General features: G+C 65.8%; 15 protein-coding genes. 10 read left to right on the plus strand and 5 right to left on the minus strand.

The features are described from left to right. Positions 1–7: 7 nt before the first annotated feature. The 5 genes from ACIGJG_RS21055 (at position 8) to ACIGJG_RS21075 (ending at position 5,948) form a co-directional block, all read left to right on the plus strand. On the plus strand, positions 8–1,618 hold the full coding sequence (locus ACIGJG_RS21055; protein WP_011301650.1) for an OPT/YSL family transporter: 1,611 nt from the start codon (positions 8–10) through the stop codon (positions 1,616–1,618). Between the two features lie 49 nt (positions 1,619–1,667). Further along, entirely contained in the window at positions 1,668–2,852 is a 1,185-nt protein-coding gene (locus ACIGJG_RS21060) for an aminotransferase class V-fold PLP-dependent enzyme (RefSeq protein WP_140949471.1), read from the plus strand. 33 nt (positions 2,853–2,885) lie between these two features. Then, a complete protein-coding gene (pepE, locus tag ACIGJG_RS21065; RefSeq protein ID WP_011301648.1) occupies positions 2,886–3,641 on the plus strand; it encodes a dipeptidase PepE in 756 nt (251 codons plus the stop codon). Between the two features lie 127 nt (positions 3,642–3,768). Then, positions 3,769–4,929, plus strand: coding sequence for a porin (locus tag ACIGJG_RS21070; RefSeq protein ID WP_011301647.1), 1,161 nt, complete (start codon positions 3,769–3,771; stop codon positions 4,927–4,929). Positions 4,930–4,991: 62 nt separating this feature from the next. After that, complete coding sequence (locus tag ACIGJG_RS21075) at positions 4,992–5,948, plus strand: DUF1177 domain-containing protein (protein ID WP_011301646.1); 957 nt, start codon at positions 4,992–4,994, stop codon at positions 5,946–5,948. 23 nt (positions 5,949–5,971) lie between these two features. On the opposite strand, the gene ACIGJG_RS21080 is transcribed toward ACIGJG_RS21075, so the two are convergent. Both ACIGJG_RS21080 and ACIGJG_RS21085 read right to left on the minus strand, forming a co-directional pair. Then, positions 5,972–6,940 carry a DedA family protein/thiosulfate sulfurtransferase GlpE gene (locus ACIGJG_RS21080; protein WP_011301645.1) on the minus strand — a complete coding sequence of 323 codons (969 nt, stop codon included), beginning with the start codon at positions 6,938–6,940 and terminating at the stop codon, positions 5,972–5,974. A 128-nt stretch (positions 6,941–7,068) separates the two neighbouring features. Beyond that, positions 7,069–7,698: a response regulator transcription factor gene (locus ACIGJG_RS21085; protein ID WP_011301644.1), complete on the minus strand. Its 630-nt coding sequence runs from the start codon at positions 7,696–7,698 to the stop codon at positions 7,069–7,071. Positions 7,699–8,065: 367 nt separating this feature from the next. Between ACIGJG_RS21085 and fusA the strand changes: the two genes are divergently transcribed. Continuing rightward, complete coding sequence (gene fusA / locus ACIGJG_RS21090; protein ID WP_011301643.1) at positions 8,066–10,171, plus strand: elongation factor G; 2,106 nt, start codon at positions 8,066–8,068, stop codon at positions 10,169–10,171. 58 nt (positions 10,172–10,229) lie between these two features. On the opposite strand, the gene ACIGJG_RS21095 is transcribed toward fusA, so the two are convergent. Further along, positions 10,230–11,249, minus strand: coding sequence for a 2-oxoadipate dioxygenase/decarboxylase family protein (locus tag ACIGJG_RS21095; RefSeq protein ID WP_483673867.1), 1,020 nt, complete (start codon positions 11,247–11,249; stop codon positions 10,230–10,232). Between the two features lie 160 nt (positions 11,250–11,409). Here ACIGJG_RS21095 and ACIGJG_RS21100 point away from each other — a divergent pair, with 160 nt between their 5' ends. Next, entirely contained in the window at positions 11,410–12,318 is a 909-nt protein-coding gene (locus tag ACIGJG_RS21100; protein ID WP_483673868.1) for a LysR family transcriptional regulator, read from the plus strand. Between the two features lie 6 nt (positions 12,319–12,324). On the opposite strand, the gene ACIGJG_RS21105 is transcribed toward ACIGJG_RS21100, so the two are convergent. Further along, on the minus strand, positions 12,325–13,203 hold the full coding sequence (locus tag ACIGJG_RS21105; RefSeq protein WP_011301640.1) for an NAD(P)-dependent oxidoreductase: 879 nt from the start codon (positions 13,201–13,203) through the stop codon (positions 12,325–12,327). Between the two features lie 59 nt (positions 13,204–13,262). On the opposite strand from ACIGJG_RS21105, the gene ACIGJG_RS21110 reads away from it, so the two are divergent. From ACIGJG_RS21110 to ACIGJG_RS21120, 3 genes are all read left to right on the plus strand, one after another. Beyond that, a complete protein-coding gene (locus ACIGJG_RS21110) occupies positions 13,263–14,102 on the plus strand; it encodes an AraC family transcriptional regulator (RefSeq protein ID WP_041680337.1) in 840 nt (279 codons plus the stop codon). 485 nt (positions 14,103–14,587) lie between these two features. Then, positions 14,588–15,016: a ferric iron uptake transcriptional regulator gene (gene fur, locus ACIGJG_RS21115; protein WP_425332979.1), complete on the plus strand. Its 429-nt coding sequence runs from the start codon at positions 14,588–14,590 to the stop codon at positions 15,014–15,016. A gap of 31 nt (positions 15,017–15,047) precedes the next feature. Then, on the plus strand, positions 15,048–15,299 hold the full coding sequence (locus tag ACIGJG_RS21120) for a hypothetical protein (RefSeq protein WP_011301637.1): 252 nt from the start codon (positions 15,048–15,050) through the stop codon (positions 15,297–15,299). Positions 15,300–15,302: 3 nt separating this feature from the next. Here the strand turns inward: ACIGJG_RS21120 and ACIGJG_RS21125 are convergent, their stop codons facing one another. Next, positions 15,303–16,214 (minus strand): DMT family transporter, encoded by a 912-nt coding sequence (locus ACIGJG_RS21125; RefSeq protein WP_220630623.1) that lies wholly within the window; start codon positions 16,212–16,214, stop codon positions 15,303–15,305. Positions 16,215–16,465: the final 251 nt, after the last annotated feature.

Consider the following 16,465-nt stretch of genomic DNA (forward strand, 5'->3'; position numbering starts at 1 on the left):
GGTAGACATGACGCCTATGCAAACAGAACTGAACGCGCCGGGGGTGGCGCAACCAGCGGCAAGATCGCGCTTCATGGAGCCGTTCCTGCTGCTGGTTTCCGTGGGGCTGTCCGTGTTCGGCGCGATGATCGGCATGCAGTTGATCGTGTCGCTGGGCATCTCCGCCAATACGTCGATCATCGGCGCGCTGATCGCCATCGTGTTCTCGCGCATTCCGCTCGAGGTGACGCGGCGCTTCCGCGTGCTGGAGCGGCAGAACCTGGTGCAGACCGCGATCTCGTCGGCCACGTTCGGCGCGGCCAATTCGCTGATGATCCCGATCGGCGTGCCTTACGCCATGGGCATGCCCGAGCTGGCGACGCCGATGCTGATCGGCGCGGTGATCGCCATGTTCGTCGACGGCGCGATGCTGTACTTCCTGTTCGGCAGCAAGATCTTCCCCGCAACCGGTACCTGGCCCGCGGGCATCGCTACCGCTGAGGCGATCTGGGCCGGCGACCGCGGCGGCCGCAAGGCGGCGTTCCTTGGCCTCGGCATCGCCGTGGGCGTCGGCGGTGCGTGGTTCGGCGTGCCGATGTCCGCGTTCGGCGCGGCCTTCCTTGGCAATCTCGCGGCGCTGACCATGTTCGGCATTGGCCTGCTGGTGCGCGGCTATTCGGTGACGCTGACCGGTATCGACATCGCCAAGGCCTACATCCCCCACGGCCTGATGATCGGTGCCGGCATCGTCGCGCTGTTCCAGGTGGCCAACGAAATCCGCCGCGCACGCAACGCGCCGGCCGCCGATGCCCGCACGATCGAAGTGCCCGCCTCGCGCGCCAGCCGCATCCTGTCGGGCGGCTTCCTGATCTACCTGGCGATCGCGCTGCTGATCTCCGTGCTCGCGGGCCACGTGTCCGACATGTCGCTCGGCATGCTGGTCGTGTTCGTACTGTATGCCGCGTTCGCCGCCTATGTGCACGAGCTGATTGTCGGCATCGCCGCGATGCACTCGGGCTGGTTCCCGGCATTCGCGGTGGCCCTGATCACGCTGACCATCGGCATCCTGATCGGCTTCCCGCCGACGGCGCTGGCGGTGCTGGTGGGCTTCTCCGCCGCCACCGGTCCGGCCTTCGCCGACATGGGCTATGACCTGAAGACCGGCTACCTGCTGCGCGGCGAAGGCCGTGACATGGAAGCCGAACTCGCCGGCCGCAAGCAGCAGTTCCTGGCCGCCATGATCGGCTTCGCCGTGGCGGCGGTCGTGGTGCTCGTGTTCCACGGCACCTTCTTCTCGCAGAACCTGATCCCGCCTGTCGACCGCGTCTACGCCGCGTCGATCAAGGCCGGCTCATCCGCCGAAATCGCGCGCAACCTCATGATCTGGGCGGTTCCCGGCGCGCTGCTGCAACTGCTCGGCGGCTCCAAGCGCCAGCTTGGCATCCTGCTGTCGACCGGCATGCTGATTGCCTCGCCGCTGGCCGGCTGGGCCGTGCTGGCGGGCCTGCTGATCCGCTTCGTAGTGCAGCGCCTGCGTGGCGACCAGTACATCGCCGAGATGAGCGCCTTTGCCGGCGGCGTGATCGCGGGCGACGCGCTGTTCAGTTTCTTCGGCTCTGTCACCAAGCTGCGCAAGTAACACGAGTCACGCAAGCCACACACCTTCCCTGCATTACCAGAGACGTTCCATGGATATCCAAGCGATCCGTGCCGGCACTCCGCTGACGGCCTCCACCATCTACCTCGACACGGCCGCGGCCTCGCTGCCGCCCGACGTCGTGCTCGACACCGTGCGCAGCTACCTGCTCGACACCGGCCATGTGGGCATCTACCTGCCGGCGTTCCGCAAGGAAACCTATGCACGGGTGGACGTCGTGCGCGGCAAGCTGGCCGCGCTGCTGAATGCCGCAGCCGACGAGATCGCCTTTACCAAGAACGCGACCGAAAGCATCTCTCTGGTCGCACGCGGCATCGCCTGGCAAGCCGGCGATGAAGTGCTGGTGGCCGACACCGAAATGCTCAGCAACCTGCTGCCGTGGCGCAGGCTCGAGCAAACCCACGGCATCGTGGTGAAGATGGTCGCCGCCAATGCCGAAGGCCTGCTGTCGCCCGACGCCTTCGCCGCCGCCATCACGCCGCGCACGCGCTTGCTGACGTTCTCGCATCTGCCGAACTCGACGGGTGCGGTGCAGCCCGCGGCGCAGATCTGCGCCGTGGCGCGTCGGCATGGCGTGCTGTCGCTCGTCAATGCCGCGCAGAGCGTCGGCATGCTGCGCTCGGACGTGGCCGAACTCGATTGCCATTTCCTCGCCGGCTGCGGCCGCAAGGCGCTGCGCGCGACCGAAGGCTCGGGCTTCCTGTATGTGCGCCGCGCGCTGATCGAGCAGATCGAACCGTCCCTGGTCGGCTGGTGGAACGGCGCCTATGACCGCGCGACCGGCGCGCTGTCGCTCGTCGCCGGCGCGCGCCGCTTCGAGGCGGGCTGCCCGATCGTGCCGGCCATTCTCGGCATGGGTACCGCAATCGACTACGCAATGCAGATCGGCATCGACGCGATCGAAGCACGCGTGCGCGACCTGACCGAGTACGCAGTGGCGAAGTTCTCGTCAATCCCGGGCTTCGAGCTGTACGGCCCGGCCGACGTGTCGAACCGCATCGGCATCGTGCCGTTCAACGTGCGCGGCGTGGACCCGGCCAGCATCGTCGCGGCGCTCGAAACGCAGCAATGCATCATCGAAGCCGGTAATTTCATGGCGGACGCGATCCTGGCGCGCTATGGCGTGTCCACCATGGCGCGCGTGTCGCTGCACTACTTCAATACCCACGAGGAAATCGACCGCGTGGCCGCGCTGATCCGCGCCGCCATTGCCTGATCTCCGATCCGAATCCTTGAAGGAAACCCAGACATGACCCAACGCATCCTCCTGATGAGCAGCTCGCGCAAGGACAACCTTGGCTACCTCGAGCACGCCAGCGAACAGATCCACACATTGCTCAAGCGCGAGCCGCGCAAGGTGCTGTTCGTGCCGTTCGCGGGCGTGACGTTCAGCTTCGATACCTATGAAGGCATGGTCAAGCCGGTGTTCGAGAAGCTGGGCTACGCGCTCGAATCGATCCACCACAACGACGATCCGCTGCGCGCGGTGAACGAAGCCGATGCCATCGCCGTGGGCGGCGGCAACACGTTCGCGCTGCTCAAGCGCCTGTATGACGCGGGCATCGTCGATGCGATTCGCGCGAAGGTGCGTGCGGGCACGCCGTACGTGGGCTGGAGCGCCGGCAGCAACGTAGCATGCCCGACCATCCGCACCACCAACGACATGCCGATCGTGCAGCCGCCGTCGCTGCGCGCGCTTGGCCTGGTGCCGTTCCAGATCAACCCGCATTTCATCAGCGGCAAGCCCGCTGGCCATAACGGCGAAAGCCGTGAAGAGCGCCTGGCCGAGTTCCTGCACATCAATGCGCCGGAACAGGTGTTCGCGCTGCCGGAAGGCTCGGCGCTGTACAGCGACGGCACCCATGGCACGGTGCTCGGCGAGCGTCGTGCGCTGTGGTTCCCGGCGGAAGGCAAGGTCGAGACCATTCGCGAAGGCGAGACCTTTCCGCTGTCTCGCATCACCGGCCCGGCCGGGATGCAGGACTGGCCGGGCTTCGCTATCTAAGCGCCCGCCCCGCTGACCCCGCCGGGTCGTCAAGGCCCGGCCAATACGTAGAAACAAATACCGACGCAGGCCGCGGTCATCCGCCACCTGCGCGGCCCCCCTTTTACCCTCTGGAGGAGAAACCACAATGAGCCAACCGTTCCGCCGCGCCGCCCGCGTGGCCCTGCCGCTGCTGATGAGCCTGCCCGCCGCCGCCATGGCGCAGTCCGGCCTCACGCTGTACGGCGTCGTCGACAGCGCGCTGACGTACCAGACGCATTCCAATCCGGCTGGCGACGCGGTGCTCGGCCTGCAGCAGGGCGGCGAAGGCTTCCTGTCAGGCAGCCGTTTCGGCCTGCGCGGCAGCGAAGATCTTGGCGGCGGCCTCACGGCCGGCTTCGTGCTCGAGAACGGCTTCCTGACCGATACCGGCAAGCTGGACCAGCAAGGCCAGCTCTTCGGCCGGCAGGCTTACGTGAAGATCGGCAACCGGTGGGGCGAGCTGGCCATGGGGCGGCAGTACACCACGGCCAACACCATGCTGTACTACGTCGATCCGCTCGGCGTCGGCGCGGCACCGTCGAATTCGTGGATGGTGTACCTCACCGGCCAGCGCTACGACAACGCGGTCAGCTATACCGGCAACTTCGGCCCGGTATCGGTCATCGCCGAATACGCACTCGGCGAGACGGCAGGCAAGGGATCGGCGAGTTCGTCGGTGTCGCTCGGCCTGAAGTACGCGGCCGGCCCGATTACCGCGATCGGCGACTTCCAGCAGACCCGCGATATCCAGAGTCGCGCGGCGCGCATCTACATGGCTGGCCTGAATGCCGCCGTGGGCCGCGGCAACCTGTTCGCCAACTACATCTACAGCGACCGCGACGGCGGCTTCGATTCGTCGCGCGGCGGCACCGACACGGCCACCATCACGAGCATGTCGACCGCGCCCACGCCGACCAACCGCGCCGCCATCAACGCGGTCTTCAACGGCAGCCGCCGCGACGACTTCTTCACCGTCGGCGCGAGCTACCCCGTCACCGGCAACGTGACGCTGATCGGCAGCGTGATGCACAACCGCACGCGCGCCGACAACTTCAGCGGCAATCGCACCACGGCCTACGGCGTGGCCGACTACGCGTTCAGCAAGCGCACCGACGCCTACCTGGCCGTCGCCTACGACTGGGTGCGCGGCGACTGGTCCGGCCTGTTTGGCAACAACACCACGAACTGGACCGGCGACAGCGGCCGACGCCTTGACGGCCGCGACAACCAGACCACGGTCATGGTCGGCCTGCGCCACAAGTTCTGACCGCATTTCCCGCCGCGCACCACCGCGTGCGCGGCACTACGCAATTTCATTTGGAGAAAGCCATGGCCCTGCAGCAAACGCTGGTCATTCATGAAGCCCTGGACAGCCCGAACGCCAATGGCGCGGTCGTCCAGGAACTGTTCGCCCCCTACGCCGAAGCCGGCGTAACGGTCGAAGTGACCACGGTGCACAACGCGCCGCCCGAAAACACCGCCAACACCAGCGACTTCATCACCATCGTGGTGCCGGGCACCGCGGGTAAGCGTGCAGGCGGAAAGGCGCCGACACTGGGCGTGATCGGCCGCAACGGCGCCATCGGCGCGCGGCCCGAGCTGGTCGGCCTGGTCTCCGACGCGGACGGCCCGATCGGCTGCCTGGCCGTGGCGCTGAAGCTCGCCCAGATGAAGGCACGTGGCGACCACTTGGCCGGCGACGTCATTGTGACGACGCACCTGTCGACCAATGTGTCGATGCAGCCACATGACCCGGTGCCGTTCATGGGCATGCCAGTGTCGTCGGACACCATGAACGACTACCAGGTGCTGCCGGAAATGGACGCGATCCTGTCGATCGATGCGTCCAAGGGCAACAGCATCATCAAGCATCGCGGCTTCGCGATCTCGCCGACGGCCATGCAGGGCTACATCCTGCGCGTGAGCCCGGACCTGGTCGCGACGATGGAATCGACCACCGGCTGCCCGGCCGTCACGTTCCCGATCTCGCAGCAGGACATCACGCCGTACCACAACGGCCTGTACCACTTCAACAGCATCATGCAGCCGCACGTGGCCACGCAGGCGCCGGTGGTGGGCGTGGCGGTCACGGCACAATCGGTCGTCTCGGGCAGTGCCACGTCGGCCAACCATGAGATCGACATCGCCGAGGCCGTGCGCTTCTGCGTGGAAGTGGGCAAGCGCTTTGGGGCCGGCAAGTGCCAGTTCTTCAACGTTGCCGAGTGGGAGAAGATCCGAGCGGTCTATCCGGACCTGTCGGTGTTCCAGACCGCCGGCAAGCGCTGACAGCTGCCGCCCCCAAGGGGGGCTCAGCTGGCTGCCGCGTCATTGGCGGCATGGGCCGCGTGCAGCGGGGCGTCATCGCCATGCAGGCGCTTCCATTCGTCGAAGCCGCCTGCCAGGGCCCAGGTCTTGCCGTAGCCGGCGACTCGCAGCCGTTCCGCCAGGATGGCCGCCGATATCTCATTCGGGCAGGCGCAGTAGACGACGATATCGCGCGATTCGAGCTGCCCGCCCAGCGCATCGAGCGGCCCATGCATGTCGACGACCACGGCGCCCGGAATGCGCTCGATCGGCACCGGCCCATGCGCGCGCACGTCCAGCACCAGCGGCAGCGTACCGGCGCGGCGGCGTGCTTCGAGTTCATCGACAGTCATGCGCGGTATCCGCCGCGTACGGCGCAGCATGTGGAAACGCCACCACACGCGCCAGGCCAGGAACAGCGCGAATGCGCCCAGCAACGCCATCACCGCCAGATGCCCGTAGGCGCTGAATGCCGCAAGAATGACATCGACAAAATCGCTGAATACCACGCCGATGAGCAGCGCCGCACCTGCCCATACCAGCGCGCCGAGGGCGTCATAGAACAGGAACACCGGCAGCGGCGTAGCGGTCATGCCAGCCATGGCGGTGGACAACGCACCGGCGCCGGGCAGCAGTTTGGCGAATACCAGCGAACGCGGCCCCACACGAAGATAGAGCGACTGGGTCTGGCGAATGCAGGTATCCGGCGACATCGACACCTTGCAGATCGTGCGCAGCATCGGCTGGCCCAGCCGGCGGCCTGCGAAATACCAGGCGGTATCTGCGATCAGGCAGGCCGCAATGACGGCTGCCAGGACCGCCCCAATCGACGGGCCGGTTTCTTGGACGCCCAGCGCACCGGCCACGAACAGCATCGGATACGCCGGAATCGGCAGCCCTGCCTGTTCCGCCAGTACGTTCAGGAATACCAGCATCAGCCCATGGTGTTCCAGCATGGTCTGCAACTCGCCCACAGCCGTCTCCCTGTCCAGTCTCGAGCATTGATCAGACCGACAGTGTGCCAGCGCCGGTGTCGCCTTGCACGCGCGCCGTCTGCACGGGATATTCAAATTCCCTGAGCCTGCGCCACCGGCAACGACTGCTACTGGACCAACCGGCAGCGGCGGGCGAAATCCACCAGTTCCACGAGCGAGCTGACCTGCAGCTTGGTCATGATGCGGGCCTTGTAGCTACTGACGGTCTTGTTGCTGATAAACAGTTCGCCGCTGATGGTCTTGTACGAGAGGCCACGCGCCAGCATCTTGAGCACGACCAGCTCCTTGTCGGACAGGCGGCGCAGGTTCTCGTCGTCGCCGCACAGCACGGGGCCGGGCGAGCCGCGCCGCGCCAGCGCCGGGAATACCGTGTAGCCGGCCAGTACCGATTCCACCGAGCGCAGGATTTCCCGGATGTCCTGCGTCTTGCTGACGAAACCCTGCACGCCAGCCTGCCACGAGCGCGACACGAACACCGCCGGATCGAGCGCCGTCACGACCAGGATGCGTACCGGAGGGTGAATGTCGCGCACCCTTGTCGCCACATCGAGCCCGCCGATGCGCGGAATGTCGAGGTCGAGCATCACCAGTTCCGGCTTGTGCTGGCGGACGGCCTCGATCGCGCACTGGCCGTTGTCGGCTTCAAGAATATGCTCCACGCCGAGCAATTGCGAAAGCTGCGATTTCATCACCAGCCGCAACGCGGGGTGATCATCGACGATCAGGACGGTAGCCATGCTTGCCTGTCTGTTCCTCTGTATCGGTATCGGTCAGGAATGCGTCGGGCGCCGGGCGACCGGCAACCGCGGGATAGGAAACGTGCATTCGGAAACGCGCATTGGGAAACGCAGATCGGGAACGCGAAACACAAGCGGGAAAGTATAGGCAGGCACCGCCGTCGCGGCTTGGAGAGAACTCTGCTTCAGGGCGAAGCAATTTCCTTGCGTTCTTTGGGCAGATTCGTCTTCAGATTCGCGGATTTGCTACCTAAAGTCGGTCGGCCGCGCGCCGGTTCGACGGCCTGCCCCTTCCGATTGCAGGGGAAAACGCGCTTGTGCGACAGGTGCTACTCTATTTCATTGGTGTCATCCAGGAGAGACGACCGTGTCCCGCAAAACCCCCATCGAGCGCTACCGCAACATCGGCATCAGTGCCCATATCGACGCCGGCAAGACGACGACGACGGAGCGTATCCTGTTCTACACCGGCGTCAATCACAAGCTGGGGGAAGTGCACGATGGCGCTGCGACCATGGACTGGATGGAGCAGGAGCAGGAGCGCGGCATCACCATCACGTCGGCGGCGACCACGGCGTTCTGGAAGGGCATGGCCGGCAACTACCCCGAGCACCGCATCAACATTATCGACACGCCGGGGCACGTCGACTTCACCATCGAAGTCGAGCGTTCCATGCGCGTGCTGGACGGCGCGTGCATGGTCTATGACGCCGTGGGCGGCGTGCAGCCGCAATCCGAGACGGTCTGGCGCCAGGCCAACAAGTACAACGTGCCGCGCATCGCGTTCGTCAACAAGATGGACCGCGTCGGTGCGGACTTTTTCCGCGTGCAGACCCAGATCGCCGACCGCCTCAAGGGCCGTGCCGTGCCGATCCAGATCCCGGTCGGGGCGGAAGACCATTTCCAGGGCGTGGTCGACCTCGTCAAGATGAAGGCCGTGGTCTGGGACGATGCCAGCCAGGGTGTGCGTTTCGAGTACGTGGACATCCCGGCCGAGCTGCTGCCGGTCGCGCAGGAATGGCGCGACAAGATGATCGAAGCCGCTGCCGAAGCCGACGAGGCGCTGCTCGAGCAATACCTGGCCGGCGAACCGCTCACCGAGACGCAGATCAAGCAAGGCCTGCGCAAGCGCACGATCGCCAACGAGATCGTGCCGATGCTGTGCGGCAGCGCGTTCAAAAACAAGGGCGTGCAGAGCATGCTCGACGCCGTGATCGATTACCTGCCCTCGCCCGCCGATGTGCCGGCCATCCTCGGCCACACCGAGGACGACCGCGAGGCCGAGCGCCACCCGAGCGACGACGAGCCGTTCTCCGCGCTCGCGTTCAAGATCATGACGGACCCGTTCGTTGGCCAGCTCATTTTCTTCCGCGTGTATTCGGGCGTGGTGAATTCGGGCGACACGGTCTACAACCCGGTCAAGGGCAAGCGCGAGCGGCTCGGGCGCATCCTGCAGATGCATGCCAACGTGCGCCAGGAAATCAAGGAAGTGCGCGCCGGCGACATTGCCGCGGCGGTCGGGCTCAAGGAAGCGACCACCGGCGATACGCTGTGCGATCCGGGCAAGGTCATCATCCTCGAACGCATGAGCTTCCCCGAACCGGTGATCTCGCAGGCGGTGGAGCCGAAGACCAAGGCCGACCAGGAAAAGATGGGCATCGCGCTGAACCGCCTGGCGCAGGAAGACCCGTCGTTCCGCGTGACCACCGACGAGGAATCCGGCCAGACCATCATCTCCGGCATGGGCGAGCTGCACCTGGAAATCCTGGTCGATCGCATGCGGCGCGAGTTCGGCGTGGAAGCTTCGGTCGGCAAGCCACAGGTGGCTTATCGCGAAACCATCCGGCAGGGCGTGAAGGACGTCGAAGGCAAGTTCATCAAGCAGTCCGGTGGCCGCGGGCAGTACGGTCACGTGGTGCTCAATCTCGAGCCGATGCCGCATGGCGGCGGCTACGAGTTCGTCGATGCCATCAAGGGTGGCGTAGTGCCGCGCGAGTTCATCCCGGCGGTGGACAAGGGCATTCGCGAAACGCTGACCGCCGGCGTCCTGGCCGGCTATCCGGTGGTCGACGTCAAGGCCACGCTGGTGTTCGGTTCGTACCACGACGTGGACTCGAACGAGAACGCGTTCCGCATGGCCGGCTCGATGGCGTTCAAGGAAGGCATGAAGCGCGCCAGGCCGATCCTGCTCGAGCCGATGATGTCGGTGGAAGTGGAAACGCCGGAGGAATTCACCGGCAACGTGATGGGCGACCTGTCGTCACGGCGCGGCATGGTGCACGGCATGGAAGAGATCGCGGGGGGCGGCGGCAAGGTCGTGCGCGCCGAGGTGCCGCTGGCGACGATGTTCGGCTACTCGACTTCTCTGCGCTCGCTGACGCAAGGACGCGCGACGTTCACGATGGAGTTCAAGCATTACGCCGAGGCGCCGGCCAATGTGGCTGAGGCAGTGATTAATGCGAAGAAGGCGTAGCGAACTGCCATGGCTCTGACAAAGGCCGCGAATACATCGCGGCCTTTTTTTCTTGCCGTCAGACAGCCGCCGTCATCTTGAAAATCCCCTGCGCATTGCCAGCATCAAACCCGAGGTCAACACGCGGGCTGGCTGCAGGCGCATCGGCAAAGCGGTCACGCGTGATGAACTCGTAGAACGAACCCGGCACATCGCGCTCTACCGTCTCGCCTTGCGCGCCAATGAACTGGCGCCGCACCGTATCAGCACGGAACGCGGTCTGCTTCACGCGGCCACTGCCCGAGACCTCCACCTTGTCCTTCATCGGCCGGCCCAGCGCTTTTTGCTGTTCAGACAGCGCGAACACGTCGTCCACGCGATCGGTGGCGTGGTTGAAGGCGTTGCCTTCGGTGGCAATCCACGCCATCTCGGCCGATTCCCGCAGCAGCGTTTCGTAGTCCGCCAGTCTCGGGACACCATGCTGGCGCTCGAAGCAAGGCACGAGCAGGCCGATCAGTTCGGCGCCGTCAGCTACCGCCAGCACGCCATCCCGATCCAGTTGCCACAGCAGCGTCTGGGCACGCGGCGTCAGCGGATCGGCGGAGTTGCCGGTCACGCGGCCAACCGCCTCGCGGAAGGCGTCGCTGAAGCGTTCCGGGTGGAACTCGCTCACAAAAAACTGCGCGATCCCTTCGGGCGCGTCGGCATGGGCATAGGAGCGTCCCGTCATGCTGATGCGATCCAGCGGATAGTTGCCGTTCAGCCGATAGCCGAGCGGACGCAGGATGCGCGTGAACGCGGCCTCGCCCTCGGGCAGCGCGCCATTGTCGCGCCACTTCACCGTGCGCAGCGCGCCGTGATCGAACACCACCTTGCCGCCGGTCGCGGCGACGTCATCGGTATAGGCACGTCCGGTCGGCACGCGGTCCAGGATGCCGGCGAACAGCACCATGTTCAACGCCTGCGCAATCTCGGCACGCGTGGCGCGGCCTTCGGCATCGGACGGCAGGCCGTCGGGCACGCTGACGAGCGACAGCAGGTGGCGGGTTCGGGATTCACCGAGGTTAGCGGACAGCAGCGTGGCGATATTCGGGTGCATGGTGATTGGGGGAAGGCAGGAATTTGCCGGGGCAGCATAGGACCGGCACGGTGACGCGACAAGCGCGGAATCCGCACAACATTGTGCGTGCCGCGCACGAAGTGCCGCCCCGGCAGCGGGCGCTATACTGAGCGCCCCCGCGCCGTCCGCAGTCATTCCCATGAGAAACGACATCCCCAACCTTGGCGCGCTGCAGGCCTTCGAGGCTTCGGCGCGGCTCGGCAGCTTCACGCGTGCGGCCGACGAACTGGCGCTTACGCAAAGCGCCGTGGGCCGGCAGGTGGCGATGCTGGAGCAACGGCTGGGCGTGGCGCTGTTCTCGCGCGTGCGCCGGCGCCTGGTGCTGACCGACACGGGCCGCGAGTATGCGGCCCGCATCCGCCGCCATCTGGATCATCTTCAGCGCGATACGCTCGAAATCACCGCTGGCCGCGTCATGGGTTTCACGCTGGAACTCGCAGTCGTGCCCACCTTTGCCACGCAATGGCTGATTCCACGCCTGCCCGACTTTGCGCGGCGGCACCCTAACATCACCGTCAACCTGAACGCCCGCTCGCAGCCGTTCTCGTTCCAGGAGTGCGCTTACGACGCCGCGATCTACTTCGGCGACCAGTTCTGGCCCGGCACGCGCGGCGGCATGATTTTCCGCGAAGGCGGCGTGGTGCCGGTCTGCAGCCCGGCGTTCCTTGAGAAGAACCCGGTCGCTGATGCCGCCACGTTCTCGCGTTGCCGCCACCTGCACCTCAGCACGCGCGCGCAGGCATGGCGCGACTGGTATGCCGTGCAGGGCTGGGACTACAGCATCGCCGCATCGCGCGGGCCGCGCTATGAGCTGTTCACGATGATGACCGCCGCCGCCGCGGCCGGCCTCGGCATCGGCCTGGCGCCGCGGCTGCTGGTCGAGCGCGAACTGCGCAGCGGCGAACTCGTCGTGCCGGTCGAGCGCGTGCTGGATGAACAGCAGGGCTACTACTTTGCCTATCCCGAGGGCCGGCCGCCGTCGGAAGCACTCGAGGCGTTCCGCGAATGGGTCCTGGAGCTGCCGCGCGAAACGACTTCGGCGACGTAAGCGCCCTCAGCCGAGCTGCGCCGTGCGCTGCTCCAACGCGCGGATCACGGCCGCCATGTCATCCTGGCCGAGTCCCAGCGCTTCGGTCTCGCCGTACAGCGCATGGCAGACATCAAGCAGCGGCGATGCCATTCCCGCTGCCCTCGCGGCCTCGGTAACGAGCCGGCTGTTCTTCAGCACATCGGTAATGGCGGCCTGCACCGAGAAGTCGCGCGCGGCCAGCTTTGCCACCTTGAAGCGCGACACATCGCTTGCCATCGGACTCGCATTGGCCACGGCCATGAAATGCGCCGGGTCGAGCCCGTGGCGTTCAGCAAAATGCATGGCCTCCGCCAACCCGGTGACCATCGTGATCAGGAACACGTTGACCGCAAGCTTCATCGTCAGCGCGTTCGGCACAGCGCCGCAGGAAATCGCCTCACGGCACATCGGCGCTAGCAGCGGCCGCACCTGCTCCATGGCTGCCGGGTCGCCCGCGAGCATGGCGACGAGCTGGCCGGCCTCCGCCGGCTTGCGCGAGCCCGACACGGGTGCTTCGACATACTGGCCGCCCGCCAGACGGATGTCAGCCTCCAGCCCATGCGAGTACGCAGTCGAAGTGGTCCCCATATGCACGATCGTTCGTTCGCGAACCCGTGCGGCAAAGTCTGGCGTGCCGCGGCCCAGTGCCTCGTCGTTGGCCCGGTCGTTCGCCAGCATCAGGATCACCACGCCGGCGCAAGTGAACACATCCGCCGGGCTGTCCGCCACCGCGGCGCCCGCCTCGACCAGAGGCTCGTATTTCCCGCCCGAGCGGTTCCACACCACCAGCGGCGTGCCGGCTCGCGCCAGATTGAGCGCCATGGGCTGCCCCATGACACCGAGTCCGATGAATCCCACCGCCATGTGCGTCTCCGGTTAGCGTTAGCATTGGTGCAAGCGTACAAAGCCATGCGGAGACTGTCTTGAACGATTGTGCAGGCGACAGCGGTGCGCCCCTGCGAAACCGCATGCGGTTCGGGCCCGGTGCAGCGGGCATCGAGCGTGCCGAGGCGCAGTTCCATGATCACGCGTTCGCCCCGCACCGCCACGCCACCTACGCCATTGGCATCACGCTGAGCGGCGTGCAGACATTCCGCTATCGCGGCGAAACCCGCCACTGCCTGCCCGGGGAATGCCATATCCTGCATCCTGACGAACTGCACGATGGCCGAGCCGGTACGCCCGAGGGCTTCGGCTACCGGATCGTCTATGTCGATCCGGCGCTGGTGCAGCAGGCGCTGGGCGGACGCGCGCTGCCTTTCGTGCCGGATCCGGTGGTCGGGACGGCGCGGATCGCGGAGTGCCTCGCCACCGGCGTATGGAACCTTGACGATGCCGTCGACGCGCTGAGCGGCGTGGATATCGTGGCGTCGGTCACGCAATTGCTGCTCGACGCCGCCGGGCACCCATCCGATGAACGCTCCCGCGCGCTGGCGCTCCCGGCGCTGATGCACGTGCGCGAGCTGATCATCGGCGACAGCCAGCGCGAACTCGACATGGAAACGCTGGAGCGGGCCGCGGGCCTCGATCGCTGGACTATCGCGCGACAGTTCCGCGTGCTGTTCGGCACCAGCCCGGGGCGCTTCCGTACGCAATGCCAGCTCGCCCGGGTGCGGGGTCTGCTGATGGAAGGCGCCTCGCTGAGCGCCGCCGCGATCGAGGCGGGATTCGCCGATCAGAGCCATATGACGCGGCAGTTCAAAGGCGCTTTCGGGGTGACGCCGGGAAGATGGGTGGAAGCGCTGTCTGGCAGGGCCGGCTGACCCAACACATGAGGATCCCCGTCCTCGCGAAAAAACCCAAAACTCACTTGTAATGAGATCGATTCCCATTTACTATATCATCACTGTCTGACGCAGCAACAACGCGATACAGACAATCCGGCTAGCCTGGCACCGTCGCGGTACGCGGCGTGAGCAGCGTGCCTGCCGGAAAGTATTTCGGATCGTCGCCAGCAGGCGGCATCCCGTTACCGACTTTTGTGGGGACCGCTCCGTAACGCGGAGCGTTTGGCAGTAGCCAGTCGCCGGATGGTCGGGAAAGCAACCAGACCCCGCTTTCCCGACCGCGTCATCCATCGACAAGCCAAGCCGCCTTTTTATTCCGCGCGCCGCCCAGCTGTTCCGGCACGGCGCCACGTCCGGGACGCACCGCAAGGGCGTTCCGGACGTCTTCCAGCCTGATTTCCAGCGATTTTCGCGACGCCATTTCTGGATGGCGCCTGTAGCCACATGCCATGCCAACTGTGATGTCCGATCCTGCCCACCTGAAGCGCGCTGGTCTCAAGGCGACGTCGCCGCGCATGCGCATCCTGGAGGTGTTCCGCACCAGCGACCGGCGCCATCTGAGCGCCGAAGACGTTTATCGCATCCTGCTCACGCAGGACGACGACGCCGGGCTGTCGACCGTGTACCGCGTGCTCAACCAGCTCGTGCAGGCCGAGATCGTGCTGCGCCACAGCTTCGAGTCGGATCATGCCGTGTTCGAGCTCAACGAGGGCGGCCATCACGACCATCTGATCTGCGTGAACTGCGGGCGCGTCGAGGAATTCCGGGACGAACGCATTGAGCAGCGCCAGCGCCAGGTGGCTGCCGACAACGATTTCGCGCTGCGTGAGCACATGCTGGTGCTGTATGGCATCTGCCCGGCATGCCGGGCCGAACAACCGGCCGGCTGACATGCACGGCGCGCCTTAGCAGGAGCCGATCATGGACCGACTGACCAAGCCTCTGTCCGAACTGAAGCGTTTGCTCAACCTGTGCCTGCGCCAGGAGCCGGGCTGCCAGGACTGCCAGCTACGTGCGCTGTGCGTGCACCAGCCGGACCACACCGGCTGCAACTGGAGCGCCGAAGTCGATTTCCCCGAGCGCTCCGAGGCCGATGCCGTGCGCAACCTACGCCAGGCGCGCCGCGTGGTAACGCTGGTACGTGAGCGCTACAACGTAGTGACCGGTGCCTGAAGGTCAGCCACGCGCGGGTTCGGGCTGTGCCAGCGGCCTGGACGGCCGCAACACCAGCCACACTGCGGCACCGATCAGCGCGCCACCCGCCAGGTGCGCCCACGACAGCGATTCGTGCAGGAACAGCGCGCCCCAGACCATGCCGAACGGCGGGATCAGGAACGTGACCGTCAGCGAACGCACCGGGCCGAGGTCGGCAATCAGCCTGTAATAGAGGATGTAAGCCAGCGCGGTGCATACCACGCCGAGGCCCAGCATGGCCGCCCAGACCCCGGCGCCCGCATCGGGCAGCGTGTTGTGCTGTGCCAGCGCGCCGACGCTGAACGGCAGCAGGAACAGCGTTGCCCCGATCAGGCTGCCGGCAGCGACGAGGCGGCTGTCCAGCCCGCCCCGCTCGGTGATCCACCGGCGCGTCAGGAACCCAGCCAGCCCATAGCATGCTGTGGCCACCAGGCAGGCCAGCGCCCCAAGCATCACATGCACGGAAAACGCCACCGGACCGGTGCGCGTGAGTACCGCCACACCGGCAATGCCCAGCAACACACCCGCTGCCTTGGCTCGCGTCAGCCGCTCGGCAAAGAACAGCGCGCCGATCAGCACGCCCATCAGCGGCGTCATGGCATTGAACACTGCGGAATATCCGGCCGGCAGCCAGAGCGCCGCGACGGCATACATCACGAACGGAATCCCGGAGTTCACCACGCCGAGCATCAGGACGGCCGGCCATTTGCCGCGCATTTCCCAACGCAGGCCCAGCACCGGCAGGCAGGCGGCCAGTGTGACCGCACCGATCAGGACGCGCACGAAGGCGGTCGGGAATGGCCCGAGGATAGGGGCCCCGATACGGAGAAACAGGAAACTGGCGCCCCAGAGGGCGGCCAGCGATAACAGGCGGACGAGATCGGCAGGTTTCATGATTTGGTGACTTGCCATCGGCATGGGCGGATTAGACGCCAGCACGAGGCCAAGCCGCAAGCTGTTTTCGGACGTCTCCATGACGGCAGCAGGCCCTGATTTGCGCCTTCGAAAATGCGAATAAATCATCACAAAAGTACGATTTTCTTGCGATTTAAGGCGCCAATCCCACAATCAGGACAGTTGCACGCAACACGACCTTCCGAAAGCCTTACAGCGACACCCCACGGTAGAGGGGGATATACGTCAAG

The sequence above is a fragment of the Cupriavidus sp. C1SS-2L genome, from assembly GCF_057073735.1.